Origin of the sequence: Chromobacterium vaccinii (genome assembly GCF_000971335.1) — a bacterium.
GTDB classification, from domain to species: Bacteria; Pseudomonadota; Gammaproteobacteria; order Burkholderiales; family Chromobacteriaceae; genus Chromobacterium; species Chromobacterium vaccinii.
Map to the genome: position 1 here is coordinate 1 of NZ_JZJL01000065.1, position 17,127 is coordinate 17,127.

At 66.1% G+C, this 17,127-nt stretch carries 13 protein-coding genes and 1 pseudogene; 7 read left to right on the forward strand and 7 right to left on the reverse strand.

Going from position 1 to position 17,127, the window contains the following annotated elements:
• The 4 genes from VL52_RS20880 to VL52_RS20895 all read right to left on the reverse strand — a co-directional run.
• On the reverse strand, positions 1 to 389 hold a 389-nt coding region (locus tag VL52_RS20880; protein WP_144410356.1), incomplete at its 3' end, for a hypothetical protein.
• A gap of 335 nt (positions 390 to 724) precedes the next feature.
• The gene (locus tag VL52_RS20885; protein ID WP_082113866.1) at positions 725 to 2,353 is read right to left on the reverse strand and encodes an electron transfer flavoprotein-ubiquinone oxidoreductase; all 1,629 of its coding nucleotides are present in this window, start codon (positions 2,351 to 2,353) and stop codon (positions 725 to 727) included.
• Between the two features lie 101 nt (positions 2,354 to 2,454).
• A complete protein-coding gene (locus VL52_RS20890; protein WP_046158856.1) occupies positions 2,455 to 3,645 on the reverse strand; it encodes a CaiB/BaiF CoA transferase family protein in 1,191 nt (396 codons plus the stop codon).
• Positions 3,646 to 3,862: 217 nt separating this feature from the next.
• Entirely contained in the window at positions 3,863 to 5,050 is a 1,188-nt protein-coding gene (locus VL52_RS20895) for an acyl-CoA dehydrogenase (RefSeq protein ID WP_046158857.1), read from the reverse strand.
• Positions 5,051 to 5,182: 132 nt separating this feature from the next.
• Between VL52_RS20895 and VL52_RS20900 the strand changes: the two genes are divergently transcribed.
• Entirely contained in the window at positions 5,183 to 5,953 is a 771-nt protein-coding gene (locus tag VL52_RS20900) for an IclR family transcriptional regulator (protein WP_052717555.1), read from the forward strand.
• A gap of 55 nt (positions 5,954 to 6,008) precedes the next feature.
• On the opposite strand, the gene VL52_RS20905 is transcribed toward VL52_RS20900, so the two are convergent.
• On the reverse strand, positions 6,009 to 6,443 hold the full coding sequence (locus VL52_RS20905; RefSeq protein WP_046158859.1) for a CBS domain-containing protein: 435 nt from the start codon (positions 6,441 to 6,443) through the stop codon (positions 6,009 to 6,011).
• 97 nt (positions 6,444 to 6,540) lie between these two features.
• On the reverse strand, positions 6,541 to 7,410 hold the full coding sequence (gene argB, locus VL52_RS20910) for an acetylglutamate kinase (protein ID WP_021474920.1): 870 nt from the start codon (positions 7,408 to 7,410) through the stop codon (positions 6,541 to 6,543).
• A 176-nt stretch (positions 7,411 to 7,586) separates the two neighbouring features.
• Here argB and VL52_RS20915 point away from each other — a divergent pair, with 176 nt between their 5' ends.
• The 6 genes from VL52_RS20915 (at position 7,587) to gabD (ending at position 16,735) form a co-directional block, all read left to right on the forward strand.
• The gene (locus VL52_RS20915) at positions 7,587 to 8,252 is read left to right on the forward strand and encodes a TetR/AcrR family transcriptional regulator (protein WP_021474921.1); all 666 of its coding nucleotides are present in this window, start codon (positions 7,587 to 7,589) and stop codon (positions 8,250 to 8,252) included.
• Positions 8,249 to 9,316 carry an efflux RND transporter periplasmic adaptor subunit gene (locus VL52_RS20920; RefSeq protein ID WP_046158860.1) on the forward strand — a complete coding sequence of 356 codons (1,068 nt, stop codon included), beginning with the start codon at positions 8,249 to 8,251 and terminating at the stop codon, positions 9,314 to 9,316. Before VL52_RS20915 ends, VL52_RS20920 begins: the two co-directional genes overlap by 4 nt.
• A 10-nt stretch (positions 9,317 to 9,326) precedes the next feature.
• Positions 9,327 to 12,416 (forward strand): efflux RND transporter permease subunit, encoded by a 3,090-nt coding sequence (locus VL52_RS20925; protein ID WP_046158861.1) that lies wholly within the window; start codon positions 9,327 to 9,329, stop codon positions 12,414 to 12,416.
• Positions 12,413 to 13,756, forward strand: a complete 1,344-nt coding sequence (locus VL52_RS20930) for a TolC family outer membrane protein (protein ID WP_046158862.1) — start codon at positions 12,413 to 12,415, stop codon at positions 13,754 to 13,756. The genes VL52_RS20925 and VL52_RS20930 overlap by 4 nt, the downstream gene beginning before the upstream one ends.
• A 181-nt stretch (positions 13,757 to 13,937) precedes the next feature.
• Positions 13,938 to 15,203 (forward strand): 4-aminobutyrate--2-oxoglutarate transaminase, encoded by a 1,266-nt coding sequence (gabT, locus tag VL52_RS20935; RefSeq protein WP_046158863.1) that lies wholly within the window; start codon positions 13,938 to 13,940, stop codon positions 15,201 to 15,203.
• Between the two features lie 71 nt (positions 15,204 to 15,274).
• Entirely contained in the window at positions 15,275 to 16,735 is a 1,461-nt protein-coding gene (gabD, locus tag VL52_RS20940; RefSeq protein ID WP_052717556.1) for an NADP-dependent succinate-semialdehyde dehydrogenase, read from the forward strand.
• A 70-nt stretch (positions 16,736 to 16,805) separates the two neighbouring features.
• On the opposite strand, the pseudogene VL52_RS25480 reads toward gabD, so the two are convergent.
• A pseudogene (locus VL52_RS25480) lies at positions 16,806 to 17,127 on the reverse strand (hypothetical protein); the annotation flags it as partial.

Here is a 17,127-nt window from a genome sequence, read left to right on the forward strand (position 1 = left end):
GGCGAAAACGCCACGCCCCGCGCCTTGGCCAACCCGCTCGCGCGGCGGTTGGCCTCGTCCAGCAGCGCCAGCTCGTCCAGCGCCAGCTCCACCTGCTGCCACTCCAGCAGCAGAATGCGCGCCGCCAGCCAGTCGGCGGGCTCGGCGACGCGGTCCGGCGTCCGCCCTTGCGGCCAGCCTCGCGCCAGCGCCAGGCGCAACGCCAGCTCGCGGATTTCCGGCAGCAGCGCTTCGGACAGGCAGCCGCCGGCCGGCAGCCGCGGCGGCGGTCCGGGACGATAAGCCAGCGCCTCGCCGTCGGTCGCCAGCGCGACCGGATACAGCGGCAGGTCTGCCTGGGGCAGGCTGCGGCTGGTGGCGAGTGAAAGGGCGTCGCTGACTTCGTTCATGGCACTGTCTCCTGGATAAAAGCTTGCCGCCGCTCCGGAGACCATTTGCTGTTTGAGACTGAAATGACAAATGCCGCCGGTATTCGGCGGCATGGTCGGTAATCTGCTCGACGGCTTCGCGTGTCTCGCTGCCGAGCCTATCCCTGGCGCCGCCGGGAGGGGCGGTACCAATAATAGGCGTGGGCGAAAAACACGGTTTTTTCTAGCATGCCGTCCATGCTGCCAACGATGGCCGCCGCCGTCAAGCCGTTGTTTCGCAAGACTTGGCGGCGATCAAAACAAAAAGCCGGATTTCCCGACGGAAAACCCGGCCCCTGGCGGCATGAAACGCCCGATCACATATTCGGGTAATTCGGCCCGCCGCCGCCCTCCGGCGTCACCCAGTTGATGTTCTGGGTCGGGTCCTTGATGTCGCAGGTCTTGCAGTGCACGCAGTTTTGCGCGTTGATCTGCAGCCGCGGCGCGCCTTCGTCCTGGCCGACGATCTCGTACACGCCGGCCGGGCAGTAGCGTTGCTCGGGGGCGTCGTACTTGGCCAGGTTGACCGTGATCGGCACCGCCGCGTCCTTCAGCGTCAGGTGCGCCGGCTGGTCCTCGCTGTGATTGACGTTGGAAATGAACACCGACGACAGCCGGTCGAAGGTCAGCACGCCGTCCGGCTTGGGATAGGCGATCGGGCTGAATTCGTAGGCCGGGCGCAGCGCCTCGTTGTCGGCGTGCTTGTGATGCAGCGTCCACGGCGCGCGACCGCGGAACAGAAAGGTGTCGATGGCCGAGTAGATCATCGCCGGCCACAGGCCCCAGCGGAACGACGGGCGGATATTGCGCACCTTGTGCAGCTCGTCGCGGACCCAGCTCTGCTGGAACTTGGCCGAGTAGGCCTTGGCCTCGCCGCCCTGCGCCTGCGCGTCGTCGCCCAGCAGCTCGAACACCGCCTCCGCCGCCAGCATCGCCGACTTCATCGCGGTGTGGGTGCCCTTGATCTTGGGCACGTTGAGGAAGCCTGCGGTGTCGCCGACCAGCACGCCGCCGGGGAAGGTCAGCTTGGGCAGGCTCTGCAGGCCGCCCTCGGTCAGCGCGCGCGCGCCGTAGGATACGCGGCGGCCGCCCTCGAACGTGCTCTTGATCGCCGGATGGGTCTTGAAGCGCTGGAATTCCTCGAACGGGGACAGATAGGGATTCTGGTAATCCAGGCCGACCACGAAGCCGACCGCCACCAGATTGTCTTCCAGGTGGTAGAGGAAGGAGCCGCCGTAGGTGGCGGTGTCCATCGGCCAGCCGACGGTGTGGGTGATGTGGCCGGGCTGGTGGTTTTCCGGCTTCACTTCCCACAATTCCTTGATGCCGATGCCGAAAGTCTGCGGGTCGGCGCCGTCGGTCAGGCGGAAGCGCGACAGCAGCCCCTTGGTCAGCGAGCCCCTACAGCCTTCGGCGAAGATGGTCTGCTTCGCCCACAGCTCCATGCCCGGCTCGCCCTCCTGGTCGCCGTTCTTGCCGGTGCCGACATTGCCGGTGGCCACGCCCTTGACCGAGCCGTCCGCATGGTACAGCACCTCGGCGGCGGCGAAGCCCGGGTAGATCTCCACGCCCAGGTTCTCGGCCTGCTGGCCCAGCCAGCGGCAGAAGTTGCCCAGGCTGACGATGTAGTTGCCCTTGTTGTGCATCTGCGGCGGGGTGGGCAGCTGGATGGACTCGGTCTCGGTCAGGTAGAGGAAGCGGTCCGACAGCGCCGGCGTGTTCAGCGGCGCGTCCAGCTCCTTCCAGTTGGGCAGCAGTTCGGCCAGCGCGCCGGTTTCGATCACCGCGCCGGACAGGATGTGGGCGCCGATCTCGGAACCCTTCTCCAGCAGACAGACGCTGATGTCGCGGCCCTGCTCGGCCGCCAGTTGTTTCAGACGGATCGCCGCGGACAGGCCGGAAGGGCCGCCGCCGACGATCACCACGTCGTATTCCATGTATTCCATGTATTCGCGTTGCACCGTTTCTCCTTTGCGCCCGCTGGACGGGTTTGATTTTCCGGACATCATGCTATGAAGATGTCACCTCGTCAAAATCAAACAAGCGTTTAAACGGTGCCATTGTTGCGCAATGCGACAATGTCCGAATCCACATAACCCAGCGCGCGCAAGATCTGCTCAGTATGTTCTCCCAGAGCGGGAGGGGCTAGATTGTACTCGACCGGCGTGCCGGAAAGTTTGATCGGACACCCTACCAGCGGCACTTGCTGTCCGGCGGCGTCGCGCATTTCCAGCTGCATCTCCCGCGCCTGCGCCTGCGGGTCGGCGAATGCCTCGGCCACATTGTTGATCGGGCCGCAGGGCACGCCGGCCTTGTCCAGCGCCGACAGCCAGTAGTCGCGGCCATGGTGGCGGAAAGCCTGGGCCAGCAGCGGCACCAGCTGCACTCGGTGGGCGACACGCTGCGGATTGGTAGCGTAGCGCGGATCGCGCGCCCATTGCGCCTGGCCGACCAGCCGGCACACTTCGGCGAACTGCTTGTCGTTGCCGCAAGCCAGAATGAAATGGCCGTCGGAGGCGGCGAACACCTGGTAGGGCACGATATTGGCGTGGGCGTTGCCCAGCCGAGGCGGCACATTATGCCCGACCAGCCAGTTGGAGGCGACATTGGCCAGCATCGCCAGCGAGCAATCGAACAAGGCCATGTCGATATGCTGGCCGGCGCCGCTGCGCTCGCGGGCGATCAGCGCCGCCTGCACCGCGTTGGCGGCGTACAGGCCGGTGAACAGGTCCGACACCGCCACGCCCACCTTGTGCGGCTCGCCGTCGGCCGGGCCGGTGATGCTCATCAGGCCGGACATGCCCTGCACGATGTAGTCGTAGCCGGCCAGGCTGGCGTAGGGGCCGGTCTGGCCGAAACCGGTGATCGAGCAGTACACCAGCTTGGGATTGACTGCCTTCAGGCTGTCGTAATCCAGCCGGTACTTCTTCAGCCCGCCCACCTTGTAGTTCTCCAGCACCACGTCGGCGTCGGCCACCAGCTTGCGCACGATGTCCTGGCCGGCAGGCTGGGAGATGTCCACCGTCAGCGAGCGCTTGCCGCGGTTGGTGCACAGGAAATAGGCCGCCTTGCCGTCCGGCAGGCTGGGCGGCGCCCATTGCCGGGTGTCGTCGCCGCAGCCCGGCTTCTCTATCTTGATCACTTCCGCGCCCAGATCGGCCAGTAGCTGGCTCGCCCACGGCCCCGCCAGTACCCGGCTCAGATCCACCACCTTGATACCCGACAACGCTCCTGCCATCGCGCTTCCCTCCCCCGCTCGGATGTCGATGATGCCGCCCGCTCGCGGCGCTCGCCGCCGCACGGCGCTTTTAGTGTAGCAATCGCTGATATTCCAGACACCGTCCCTTATCCGGCGCGCAATGCGTTCCGGCAAAAAAAGTGGCCCGGCGAAGCCGGGCCAACAAAGGACAGACAGGAATCAACGGCGCGGCCGGCCCTCCGGCCGCGCCGGCTTATCAGGCAAATGCCTGAATACCGGTCTGGGCTCGGCCCAGAATCAGGGCATGCACGTCATGCGTGCCCTCGTAAGTGTTGACCGCCTCCAGATTCATCACATGGCGGATCACGTGGAATTCGTCGCTGATGCCGTTGCCGCCGTGCATGTCGCGGGCGACGCGGGCGATGTCCAGCGCCTTGCCACAGTTGTTGCGCTTGATCAGCGAGATCATTTCCGGCGCGGCGCGGCCCTCGTCCATCAGCCTGCCTACCTGCAGCGCCGCCTGCAGGCCCAGCGCGATCTCGGTCTGCATATTCGCCAATTTCAGCTGGATCAGCTGGTTGGCGGCCAGCGGCCGGCCGAACTGCCGGCGGTCCAGCGTGTACTGGCGAGCGGCGTGCCAGCAGAACTCCGCTGCGCCCATCGCGCCCCAGGCGATGCCGTAGCGCGCCTTGTTCAGGCAGCCGAACGGCCCCTTCAGCCCTTTGACGCCCGGCAGCAGCTGCTCGTCCGCCACCAGCACGTCGTCCATCACGATTTCGCCGGTGATCGACGCGCGCAAGGAAAACTTGCCGTGGATGGCCGGAGCGGACAGGCCCTTCATGCCCTTCTCCAGGATGAAGCCGCGGATCTCGTCGTCGTCGTCCTTGGCCCAGACCACGAACACGTCGGCGGCCGGGCTGTTGGTGATCCACATCTTGCTGCCGGACAGCAGATAGCCGCCGTCCACCTTGTGGGCGCGGGCCTTCATGCTGGCGGGGTCGGAGCCGGAGTCCGGCTCGGTCAGGCCGAAACAGCCCAGCCATTCGCCGCTGGCGAGCTTGGGCAGATACTTGTCCTTCTGCGCGTCGGAGCCGTAGGCCCAGATCGGGTGCATCACCAAGGACGACTGCACGCTCATCGCCGAGCGATAGCCGGAATCCACCCGCTCCACCTCGCGCGCCACCAGGCCGTAGGCGACATGCGACAGACCGGCGCAGCCGTAGCCTTCTATCGTGCAGCCGAGGAAGCCCAGCTCGCCCATCTCGTTGATGATTTCGCGGTCGAAGCGCTCTTCGCGGTTGGCGGTCAGCACCCGCGGCAGCAGCCGCTGCTGGCAATACTCGTGCGCGCTCTGCCGCACCAGCCGCTCCTCGTCGGTCAACTGGTCCTGCAACAGCAAGGGATCTTCCCAAGCGAACGAGGCGCGCTGCGTGGATGCTGCCATCTGCTTTCTCCCACTTAGTTCCGCATTGCGGAATTAGATTTCACCATGCAGAATAGACTAAACACTCTGCCGCGCGCTTGTAAAGCGATTTACCTGTCATGCGGCAAATTCTTTGCCGCAATGGGGAACAGGATGCAACAAGAAGAAGACCGCCAATTCGTCACCGCGCTGGCGCGCGGCCTGGAGGTGCTGGCGGCGTTCCGCCCCGGCGAGGGCGCGCTGTCCAACCAGGAACTGGCGCGCCGCACCGGACTGCCCAAGTCCACCGTGTCGAGGCTGAGCTACACCCTGACCCGGCTGGGCTATCTGCAACAGGAAGGGGAAAGCGGCCAATACAAGCTGGGACTGGCGCTGCTGGCGCTGGGATCGGCGGCGCTGGCCGGCTACGACGCGCGCGCGGCGGCCGCGCCGCTGATGCGCGAGTTCGCGCTGGCCAACAATGTGTCGGTCAGTCTGGCGCTGCGCGACGGCAGCGACATGGTGTACCTGGAAACCTGCCGCAGCCAGGCCCGGGTGTCGGTGCAGCTGTCCACCGGCTCGCGGGTGCCGCTGGCCACCACCGCGATCGGCCGCGCCTACTTCGCCGGCTTGCCGCCGCAGGAGCGCGAGGCGCTACTGCCGCTCCTGGCCGAGCGCTACCGCGGCGACTGGCCGGCGCTGCGCTCGCGGCTGCTGCAGGCCTGCGCCGACTACGGCGTCCACGGCTACACCGCGTCCTTCGGCGAGTACGAGCCCGACGTGATGGCGGTGGGCATCCATCTGCCGGCGCTGCTGCCCGGCCAGCCGGCGATGGCGCTCAACGCCAGCGGCCCGGCCTTCGCCTTCGACGAGCCGGCCATGCGCGAGCGCGTGGCGCCGGCCTTGCGCGCGCTGCGCCAGCGCATCGCGCCGATGCCCGGCTGAGCCAACGACAATGGCCCGCGTCTTGGCGGGCCGTCTACAGGATTACTCGGTGGAGTCAGGCGGACTGGATGTAATGTACCAGGTGGTTGATCACCTGCTCCTGCTCTTCTATCGTCGCCCGCACCAGATCGCCGATGGACAGGATGCCGAGCACGGTCTGATCCTCCATCACCGGCAGATGGCGGATGCGCTTCTCCGTCATCAGCCCCCGGCACTCGTCCAGCGTCTGCTGCGGCGTCACGTACACCACGCGGCTGGTCATGATGTCGCGAACCTTGGTCCCGGCCGAGGTCCTCCCCTGCAGCACGATGCGGCGGGCATAGTCGCGCTCGGAAAAGATGCCGACGATATCGCCGGACTCCATCACCAGCACCGCGCCGATGTCGTTTTCCGCCATCACCTGCAGCGCCTGGAACACGGTGCTGTCAGGCGTCACGTATACCAAGGCCCGGTTGGGCTTGCTGTCCAGAAATTGCTTCACGGTCTGCATGCTGCCTCCCCTTGTGAGCCGCCGCGGCTACGCTCGCGGCATGCCGTTACTATAGCCCACCGCCGCCGCCGGCTCCACGTCTCCCGGACAGCCGGCCTCAGGCGCGGATCATGGTGCCGACGCCGGCCGCGGTCAGGATTTCCAGCAGCAGCGCGTGCTTGACGCGGCCGTCAATGATATGGACCGCCTGCACGCCGTTCTTGGCGGCGTCCAGCGCCGAGCTGATCTTGGGCAGCATGCCGCCGGAGATGGTGCCGTCGGCGAACAGCTCGTCGATCCGCTGCGCGGTCAGGCCGGTCAGCAACTGCCCCTGCTTGTCCAGCACGCCCGGGGTATTGGTCATCAGCACCAGCTTTTCCGCCTTCAGCGTCTCGGCCAGCTTGCCGGCCACCAGGTCGGCGTTGATGTTGTAGGCTTCGCCGTCGACGCCGACGCCGATGGGCGCCACCACCGGGATGAAATCCTGGCTATCCAGCAGCGACACCAGCGACGGATCGATGGACTCGATCTCGCCGACCTGGCCGATGTCCACCGCCTCGTCGCCGTCGGTCTTCAGGAACAGCTTGCGGGCGCGGATGAAGTGGCCGTCCTTGCCGGTCAGGCCCACCGCCTTGCCGCCGTGCTTGTTGATCAGCGACACGATCTCCTTGTTCACCAGGCCGCCCAACACCATTTCCACCACTTCCATGGTCTCGGCGTCGGTGACGCGCATGCCCTGGACGAACTCGCCCTGCTTGCCGACCCGCGCCAGCAAGTCGTTGATCTGCGGGCCGCCGCCGTGCACCACCACCGGATTCATCCCCACCAGCTTCAGCAGCACCACGTCCTTGGCGAAGCCTTCCTTCAGCGCTTCGTCGGTCATCGCGTTGCCGCCGTACTTGATCACGATGGTCTTGCCGGCGAACTGGCGGATGTAAGGCAGGGCCTCGGCCAGGATGTTCGCCTTTTCGGCTGCGTCTGTTGCCACTTCATTTCTCCTTGCTAGCGGATCGCTTTCGCCCCTTAACGGCTGGCCGGCGATTTCGGATTACGGTGTTGCATTTTAATCACGCCAATTGCTGAACTGTGATTTATTAATTGCCCGTCCCTGACCAAAAGGCCTACAGTGCCGGCATTACTGAACAATCATTCAGAAAGACCGCGATGGGAGAAACCGGCTCCAGCCGCTGGCAGCGCAAGAAGGACGCCAGGCCCAGCGAGATCCTGGACGCAGCGCTGACGCTGTTCGTCGAAAAAGGCTATCTCGCCACCAAGATGGAAGACATCGCCCGCGCCGCCGGCGTCACCAAGGGCACGCCGTATCTGTACTTCCAGAACAAGGAAGAGATCTTCAAGGCGGTGGTGCGCGAAACCATCGTCGCCCGCGTCCACGCGATGAGCGCGCAGCTGGCCCAGCTGCACGGCATCGGCAGCAGCGAGCTGCTGTTCCTGGCGCTGGAGGACTGGTGGACCCACATCGGCTCTACCCGCGCCGCCGGCCTGTGCAAGCTGATGGCGGCCGAAGCCACCAATTTCCCGGATCTGACCCGCTTCTATTACGACGAAGCCATCCTGCCGGCGCGCCAGCTGCTGGGCCACATCATCCAGCGCGGCATGGACAGCGGCGAGTTCCGCCCGGTCCACCTCGACTACGCGATCGACGCGCTGACCGCGCCGATGATGATGACCATGATCCTCAGCCACTCCTTCGCCCTGGTGCCCGGCTGTTGCGACACCCTCAAGGACAATCCGCTCGAATTCCTCAAGACCTCGCTGCGGCTGACGCTGCAAGGCATGCACCAGCCCGCGCCCCAGGACGCCCGCACATGAAATCCATCCTCTCCCTCGCCCTGCCGCTCATCGCCGCGCTGGGCCTGTCCGCCTGCAAGGACCAGGCCGCCGCGCCGGAAGACATCCGTCCGGTGCGCTACATGACAGCCGGAGGCAACGCTGAAATCGGCGGCGACAGCTACGCCGGCGAAATCCGCGCCCGCCACGAGACCCAGCTCGCCTTCCGCGTGGCCGGCAAGGTGGTCGCCAAGCTGGTCAACAGCGGCGAACGCGTGAAGAAGGGCCAGCCGCTGGCGCGGCTGGACCCCAGCGACTACCAGCTGGACTTGGCGGCCAAGCAGGCGCAGCTGGCGGCTGCCGAATCCGATCTCGCCCAGCAGCAGCTGAACCTGAAGCGCTACCGCGAGCTGCTGGCCAAGCAGTTCATCAGCCAAGCTCAAGTCGACTCGCAGCAAAACGGCGTCAACGCCGCCCAGGCCAAGGTCAGCCAGGCGCGCGCCGCGCTGTCCGCCAGCCGCAACCAGACCGGCTACGCGACGCTGACGGCCGACGCCGACGGCGTGGTCAGCCAGATGCAGGCCGAGCCCGGCCTGGTGGTGGCCGCCGGCCAGCCGGTGGCCCGGCTGTCGCAGGACGGCTCGCGCGAAATCGCCATCCAGGTGCCGGAAAACGCGCTGGAGGCGGTGCGCCAGGCCGGCGCATTCCGCGTGACGCTGTGGAAGGGCGGCGCGCCGCTGGAGGGCAAGCTGCGCGAGCTGGCCGCCGACGCCGATCCGGCCACCCGCACCTATCCGGCGCGGATCGCTCTGGCCGGCGACAGCCGCGCGCTGCAACTGGGCATGACCGCCACCGCGACCCTACCCACCCGCGCCAGCGGCGAGCTCAAGCTGCCGTTGACCGCGCTGCTGGACCTGCAGGGCAAGCAATACGTGTGGACGATAGACGGCCAGAGCCTGCGCGTCAGCCGCAAGCCGGTGACGGTGGCGTCGATAGACGATAGCGGCGCCGTCATCGCCTCCGGCGTCCGTCCGGGCGACAAGGTGGCTACCGCCGGCGTGCACCTGCTGCGCGAAGGCCAGCGCGTCAAGCTGCTGGAACAATGAGGGCGCGCCGATGAAGAAACTCAATCTGTCCGAATGGGCGCTGGGCCATCAGGCGCTGGTGCGCTACCTGATGATCATGCTGATGCTGGCCGGCGGCTGGGCCTATACCCAGCTGGGCCAGAAGGAGGATCCGGAATTCACCTTCAAGGCGATGCTGGTGCAGGCCAACTGGCCCGGCGCCACCACGCTGGAAATGGAACAGCAGGTCACAGACAAGCTGGAGGAAAAGCTGCAGGAGATGGGCGAGATCGACTACGTGCAGAGCTACACCAAGCCGGGCGAAAGCCTGATGGTGGTGTCTCTGCGCGAGGATGTGCCGCCCAAGAACGTGCCGCAGCTGTGGTACCAGGTGCGCAAGAAGCTGGGCGACATCGCCTACACGCTGCCGTCCGGCGCGCAGGGGCCGTTCTTCAACGACGAGTTCGGCGACACCTTCGGCAACATCTACGCCTTCAGCGGCGACGGCTTCAGCTACGAGGAGCTGCGCCAGTACGCGGAAGCGGCCAAGAAAGAACTGCTGCGCGCGCCGGACGTGGCCAAGGTGCAGATGCTGGGCAAGCAGGAGCAGCGCATCTACGTCGACCTGTCCAGCGCCAAGCTGGCCAGCCTGGGCCTGGACAGCCGCGCCATCTGGCAGGCGCTGCAGCAGCAGAACGCGATGACGCCGGCCGGCACCTTCGAAACCGCCAGCGACCGCATCTGGGTGCGCCCCACCGGCAAGTACGATTCGGTGGCGGCCGTGGCCGCGACGCCGGTCAGCGCGGGCGGCCGCACCTTCAAGCTGGGCGACATCGCCGCGGTCTCGCGCGGCTACATCGACCCGCCGGCCACCAGCGTGCGCTTCAACGGCAAGCCGGTGCTGGCGCTGGCCATCAGCATGAAGAGCGGCGGCGACGTGCTGAAGCTGGGCGCCAATCTGGACCAGGCCATCGCCCGCATCAAGGGCAAGCTGCCGCTGGGGGTGGAGATCCACGCGGTGTCCGACCAGCCCAAGGTGGTGCACGACGCGGTGGGCGAGTTCATGCGCTCGCTGGTGGAGGCGGTGGTGATCGTGCTCGCCGTCAGCTTCTTCAGCCTGGGCCTGCGCACCGGCGTGGTGGTGGCGCTGTCCATCCCGCTGGTGCTGGCGATGACCTTCCTCGCCATGTACTTCTTCAACATCGACCTGCAGCGCATCTCGCTGGGCTCGCTGATCATCGCGCTGGGCTTGCTGGTGGACGACGCCATCATCGCGGTGGAAATGATGGCGCTGAAGCTGGAACAGGGCTGGAACAAGTTCCAGGCCGCCACCTACGCCTATACCAGCACCGCCTTCCCGATGCTGACCGGCACGCTGATCACCGCCGCCACCTTCCTGCCGGTGGGCCTGGCCAAGTCGATGGCCGGCGAGTACGTGTTCAGCCTGTTCGCCGTGGTGGGCATCGCGCTGGTGCTGTCCTGGATCGTCGCGGTGGTGTTCACCCCCTATCTGGGCTACAAGCTGCTGCCCTCCCACGCGCATCACGGCGAGCAGCACGACGTCTACCAGAAGCCGTTCTACCGCCGCTTCCGCGCGCTGGTGGCCTGGTGCCTGGATTACCGCAAGACGGTGATCGCCGTCACCCTGGGCGCCTTCATTCTGTCGCTGCTGGCGTTCAAGCTGTTCGTCGCCCAGCAGTTCTTCCCCTCATCCAACCGTCCGGAACTGATGGTGGACATGTGGCTGCCGCGCGGCGCCAGCTACCACGCCACGCTGGAACAGGTGGAAAAGATGGAGAAGCTGGCCCGCGCCGACGCCAACGTGGTCAGCGTCACCAGCTATGTCGGCAGCGGCAGCCCGCGCTTCTACCTGCCGCTGGACCAGCAGCAGCAGCACGTCAACTACGCGCAGCTGATGGTGATGACCCGCGACGAGCACGTGCGCGAGGAGGTGAAGAAGCGGCTGGAGAAGATCTTCGACAACGACTTCCCGCTGGTGCGCGGCCGCGTCACCCGGCTGGAGAACGGCCCGCCGGTCGGCTACCCGGTGCAGTTCCGCGTGATGGGCCCGGATCACGGCCAGGTGCGCAAGATCGCCGACCAGGTGGAAGCGCTGGTGCGCAAGCAGCCGTCGGCGCTGCACGTCAACCAGAACTGGGGCGAGCAGGTGAAGGCGCTGCGCATCGACATCGATCAGGACAAGGCCAGCGCGCTGGGCTTGAGCTCGCAGCAGCTGTCTCAGCAGCTGCAGATGCTGATCTCCGGCTCAAGCGTCAGCGCCTACCGCGAGGGCGACCAGAGCATCGCCATCGTCGCGCGCCTCAATCCGGGCGAGCAGAAGAACGTCGCCGGCCTGGGCAATCTGATGGTGCAGACCGGCAGCGGCCGCTTCGTGCCGGTGTCGCAGATCGGCCACGTCCGCTACGAGCCGGAGGAAGGCATCATCTGGCGCCGCAACCGCCTGCCGGCGATCACCGTCAGCGCCGACGTGGTGGACGGCGTGCAGGGCGCGGACGTGTCCGGCCAGCTCTGGCCGCAGATGCAGGCGCTGGAGCGCACGCTGCCGCTGGGCTACCACATCGAGGTAGGCGGCACGCTGGAATCCAGCGGCAAGTCGCAAAAGGCGATCGCCGCGGTCGCGCCCTTGATGATTGTTGTAGTTCTGACACTCCTGATGCTGCAGTTGCAGAGCTTCCAGCGCACGCTGATGGTGGTGCTCACCGCGCCGCTCGGCATGATAGGCGTCACCCTGACGCTGATCTTGTTCCGCGCGCCTTTCGGCTTCGTCGCGATGCTGGGCGTGATCGCGCTGTCGGGCATGATCATGCGCAACTCGGTGATTCTGGTGGACCAGATCGAACACGACATCCGCGAGGGCATAGACCGCTTCGAAGCCATCGTCGGTTCCACGGTGCGCCGCTTTAGGCCCATAATGCTGACGGCATTGGCCGCCATTCTGGCAATGATTCCATTGACCCGCAGCACGTTCTGGGGTCCGATGGCGGTCGCCATCATGGGAGGGCTGCTGGTCGCCACCGTGCTGACCCTGCTGTTCCTGCCGGCGCTGTACGCCCAATGGTTCCGCGTCGGACGAAATGAACAGCGGCTCTCCGCCCAACCGCAAGAACAAGAGCACAAATGAAGAATCACCGCCTCCCCCTCATCGCCGCCCTGCTGATGTTAGGCGCCGCGCTGCCCGCCCAGGCCTTCGACCTGGTAGGCGCTTGGCAAGCGGCCCGCGACTACAACGCCGACTTCGCCGCCGCCCGCGCCCAGCGCGACGCCGGCCAGGAAAAGGCGGTGCAGGGCCGCAGCCAATTGCTGCCGCAGGCCAGCCTCAGCGGCAACTACAACTACAACAATCCGCTGCAGCCCAAGACGACGCAAGACGCCAATGGCCGGCCGATTTCCGACATGCATTACGAAAACCACGGCTATAGCGTCAATATGCAGCAGCCGCTGTTCGACGTAGGCAAGTACACCGGCTACCAGAAGGGCAAGATCGGCACCGAACTGGCCGACACCACCTTCGACGCCGCCGAGCAGCAGCTGATCCTGGACATCTCCCAGGCCTATTTCGACGTGCTGCGCGCTCAGGACACCCTGGCCGCCACCCGCGCCAGCAAGAAGACCTACCAGAACCTGCTGGAGCAGGCCAAGACCGCGTTCGAGGTCGGCACCGCCACCATCACCGACACCCACGAGGCGCAAGCCGGCTACGACGGCGCGGTGGCGCAGGAGATCAGCGACGCCAACAATCTGGAGCTGGCGCAGAACAATCTGAAACGCCTGACCGGCCTGGAGCCGGCCGGCATCCAGACAGTGCGCGACCAACTGCCGCTGGTGCCGCCCAAACCCGCCGGCCTGGACGCCTGGGTGGACATGGCGCAGCGCAACAGCCTGAAGATCAAGGGCGCCGAGCAGAACCTGCAGTTGGCCGAACAAACCATCACCGAGAAGCGCGGCAACCACCTGCCCACGGTCAACCTCACCGCCGGCTACAGCGACAACATCAGCAATCAGCCCGGCACCCTGCCCAGCGCGCAGCATACCCGCGGCAGCCAGGTCGGCGTCACCGTCACCCTGCCCTTGTTCGCCGGCGGCGGCATCAACTCCCAGGTGCGGGAGGCCGTGGCCCTGCGCGACGCCGCCCGCGACCAGCTGGAGTCCACCCGCCGCCAGGTGAAAGAAGATGTGCGCAAGGCCTTCCTCGGCGTGACCAACGGCGCGGCCCTGGTGCGCGCGCAGCAACAGTTGCTGGTCTCGGCCAAGAGCAAGGTGGAATCCACCCGCCTGGGCAAGGAAGTGGGCATCCGCACCAGCATCGACCTGCTGCAGGCCGAGCAGGCCTACTACACCGCGCTAACCACGCTGGCCAACGCCAAATACAGCTATCTGACCGCGCGCCTGGCGCTGGCCCAATCCGCCGGCCAGCTGCAGCCGGACACGCTGGGCGAGGTCAACCAGTTGATCGTGCGCTGAGCCCAAAGCCATCTCGCCGAAACGCCTGTGCCGCTTCCGCCACAGGCGTTTAATTTTTTAATGCATCTGTAGCTTTTTGCTAAACACCCTCATAGAATGATCCGCTGACGCGCCGTCTATCCCGGCGCCATATCGACCCGCCGCGGCGGCGCCACGATCGCCCGGCCCCGAGGAGATTTCCATGAGCCAGCAGCAACTGATGCAACGCAAATCCGACGCCACCCCGCGCGGCGTCGGCGTGATGTGCAGTTTCTTCGCCGAACGCGCCAAAAACGCGGAAGTGTGGGATACCGAGGGCCGGCGCTACATCGACTTCGCCGGCGGCATCGGCGTGCTCAACACCGGCCACCTGCACCCGAAAGTGGAAGCCGCGGTGGCGGAGCAACTGTCCCGCTTCAGCCACACCTGCTACCAGGTGGTGCCCTATGAGTCCTACATCAGCCTGGCGGAAAAGCTCAATAAGCTGACCCCGGGCAGCCACGCCAAGAAAACCGCCCTGTTCACCACCGGCGCCGAAGCGGTGGAAAACGCGGTGAAGATCGCCCGCGCCGCCACCGGCCGCCCCGGCGTGATCGCCTTCGGCGGCGCCTTCCACGGCCGCACGCTGATGGGCATGGCGCTGACCGGCAAAGTGGCGCCGTACAAGCTGGGCTTCGGCCCCTTCCCCTCCGACGTCTACCACGCGCCGTACCCGAACGCGCTGCACGGCGTATCGGTGCAGGACTCGCTGGCCGGCCTGGAAAAACTGTTCAAGTTCGACATCGACCCGGCGCGCGTCGCCGCCATCATCTATGAGCCAGTACAAGGCGAAGGCGGCTTCTACGCCGCGCCGGCCGAATGGGTGAAGGCGCTGCGCGAGTTGTGCGATCGCCACGGCATCCTGCTGATCGCCGACGAGGTGCAGTCCGGCTTCGCCCGCACCGGCAAGCTGCTGGCCAGCGAGCATTTCGACGCGGTGCCGGACCTGATCACCATGGCCAAGTCGCTGGCCGGAGGCTTCCCGCTGTCCGCCGTCACCGGCCGCGCCGAAGTGATGGACGCGCCGGCCCCGGGCGGCCTGGGCGGCACCTATGCCGGCAACCCGCTGGCGCTGGCCGCCGCCCATGCGGTGCTGGACGTGATCGACAGCGAAAAGCTGAACGAGCGCGCCCAGCGCCTGGGCGACGCGCTGAAGGAAAAACTGAACGGCCTCAAGTCCGCGGTGCCGCAGATCGCCGAAGTACGCGGCCTGGGCGCGATGATCGCCGTCGAATTCAACCAGCCCGGCAGCCACAACCCGGATCCGGATTTCGCCAAAAAAGTGCAGCAGCACGCGCTGGCCAACGGCCTGATCCTGCTGACCTGCGGCATCTACGCCAACGTGGTGCGCTTCCTGTTCCCGCTGACCATCGAAGACGACATCTTCGCCGAGGCGCTGGGCAAGCTGGAGGCGGCGCTGAAGGCCTGATCCACCCTCTACCCCATGCGAGCGGTCCCGCCTGACGGCGCGTCCGCTCGCTTGCTCAAGGAATACCCGATATGTTGAATCTGCAAGATCCCAAGCTGCTGCGCCAGCAATGCTATCTGGGCGGCCAATGGCTGGATGCCGACAACGGCCAGTCCATCGCCGTGCAAAACCCGGCCACCGGCGAAACCGTTGGCCAGGTGCCGAAGATGGGCGCAGCCGAAGCCGAGCGCGCGGTCGCCGCAGCCGCCCGCGCCTTCCCGGCCTGGAAGGCCAAGAGCGCCAAGGAGCGCGCCGCCATCCTGCGCCGCTGGTTCGACCTGATCATCGCCCACCAGCAGGACCTGGCGGTAATCCTCACCTCCGAACAAGGCAAGCCGCTGGCCGAGGCCAAGGGCGAGATCGCCTACGGCGCCAGCTACATCGAGTGGTACGCCGAGGAAGCCAAACGCGTCTACGGCGACATCGTGCCCGGTCCGGCCGGCGACCGCCGCGTGCTGGTGACCAAGGAGCCGATCGGCGTCACCGCCGCCATCACGCCGTGGAACTTCCCCAGCGCGATGATCACCCGCAAGGCCGCGCCGGCGCTTGCGGCCGGCTGCACCATGGTGGTCCGCCCGGCTAGCCAAACCCCGCTGTCGGCGCTGGCGCTGGCCGAACTGGCCGAGCGCGCCGGCATTCCGCCGGGGGTGTTCTCGGTGATTACCGGCGGCTCCAGCGAAATCGGCGCGGTGCTGACCGGCAGCGACGCGGTGAAGAAGTTCTCGTTCACCGGCTCCACCGAAGTCGGCCGCAAGCTGATCGCCCAATGCGCGGGCACGGTGAAAAAGGTGTCGATGGAACTGGGCGGCAACGCGCCCTTCATCGTGTTCGATGACGCCGACCTGGACGCGGCGGTGGAGGGCGCGCTGATCTCCAAATACCGCAATGCCGGCCAGACCTGCGTCTGCGCCAACCGCATCTATGTGCAAGACGGCGTCTACGACGCCTTCGCCGACAAGTTCGCCGCCGCGGTGGCCACGCTGAAGGTAGGAAACGGCCTGGAGGCCGGTGTCAGCCAGGGACCGCTGATCGACCAGAATGCCGTCGCCAAGGTGGAAGAGCACATCGCCGACGCGCTGGCAAAGGGCGGCCGACTGATCGCCGGCGGCAAGCGTCATGCGCTAGGCCACAGCTTCTTCGAACCGACGCTGATCGCCGACGTCACCCGCGACATGAAGGTCGCCCGCGAGGAGACCTTCGGCCCGCTGGCCCCGCTGTTCCGCTTCAAGACCGAGGAAGAAGCGATCCGCCTGGCCAACGACACCGAGTTCGGCCTGGCCAGCTACTTCTATGCCCGCGACGTCGGCCGCATCTTCCGCGTCGCCGAAGGCCTGGAATACGGCATGGTGGCGGTCAACAGCGGCCTGTTGTCCAACGAGGCTGCCCCCTTCGGCGGCGTCAAGCAATCCGGCCTGGGCCGCGAAGGCTCCAAGTACGGCATTGAAGATTATCTGGAGATCAAATACGTGCTGCTGGGCGGTCTGGATCGCTGAAGCTCGGCATCGATCAACAGAATTCTTTCCCCTCCCCGCTGTCAAAACAGCGGGGATTTTTTACGCCCGCCTACGAGGACAGAGAGTGAAATACAACCATATCGGCATACCGACCAGCGGACGTTTCGGCAATGAAATCGATCTGCCGCACTTGCGGATGACGGTCAGCGACCATCAGGACAACGCCTTCAGTCTCAGCCAATAAAGGGGCATGGAAGGTCGCGCCGGCATAGCCGTAGCCGAACAACCCCGCTCTCAGTCGTCTTGTCATCTTGAATCCTCCGGAGCCCACATGATACGTCGCGGCTACCGAATGCCAAACCACGCCAACGGCAGGGTCGCGCTCAAGAATGGACGGCAAGCAATCCAGAACGCTTTGAAAAACTGCAGCC

Excerpts from the sequence above, each read along its gene's own strand:
- VL52_RS20885 (WP_082113866.1), bottom strand. The coding sequence starts at position 2,353 with ATGGAATACATGGAATACGACGTGGTGATCGTCGGCGGCGGCCCTTCC.
- VL52_RS20890 (WP_046158856.1), bottom strand. The coding sequence starts at position 3,645 with ATGGCAGGAGCGTTGTCGGGTATCAAGGTGGTGGATCTGAGCCGGGTA.
- VL52_RS20895 (WP_046158857.1), bottom strand. The coding sequence starts at position 5,050 with ATGGCAGCATCCACGCAGCGCGCCTCGTTCGCTTGGGAAGATCCCTTG.
- VL52_RS20900 (WP_052717555.1), top strand. The coding sequence starts at position 5,183 with ATGCAACAAGAAGAAGACCGCCAATTCGTCACCGCGCTGGCGCGCGGC.
- VL52_RS20905 (WP_046158859.1), bottom strand. The coding sequence starts at position 6,443 with ATGCAGACCGTGAAGCAATTTCTGGACAGCAAGCCCAACCGGGCCTTG.
- VL52_RS20915 (WP_021474921.1), top strand. The coding sequence starts at position 7,587 with ATGGGAGAAACCGGCTCCAGCCGCTGGCAGCGCAAGAAGGACGCCAGG.
- VL52_RS20920 (WP_046158860.1), top strand. The coding sequence starts at position 8,249 with ATGAAATCCATCCTCTCCCTCGCCCTGCCGCTCATCGCCGCGCTGGGC.
- VL52_RS20925 (WP_046158861.1), top strand. The coding sequence starts at position 9,327 with ATGAAGAAACTCAATCTGTCCGAATGGGCGCTGGGCCATCAGGCGCTG.
- VL52_RS20930 (WP_046158862.1), top strand. The coding sequence starts at position 12,413 with ATGAAGAATCACCGCCTCCCCCTCATCGCCGCCCTGCTGATGTTAGGC.
- gabT (WP_046158863.1), top strand. The coding sequence starts at position 13,938 with ATGAGCCAGCAGCAACTGATGCAACGCAAATCCGACGCCACCCCGCGC.
- gabD (WP_052717556.1), top strand. The coding sequence starts at position 15,275 with ATGTTGAATCTGCAAGATCCCAAGCTGCTGCGCCAGCAATGCTATCTG.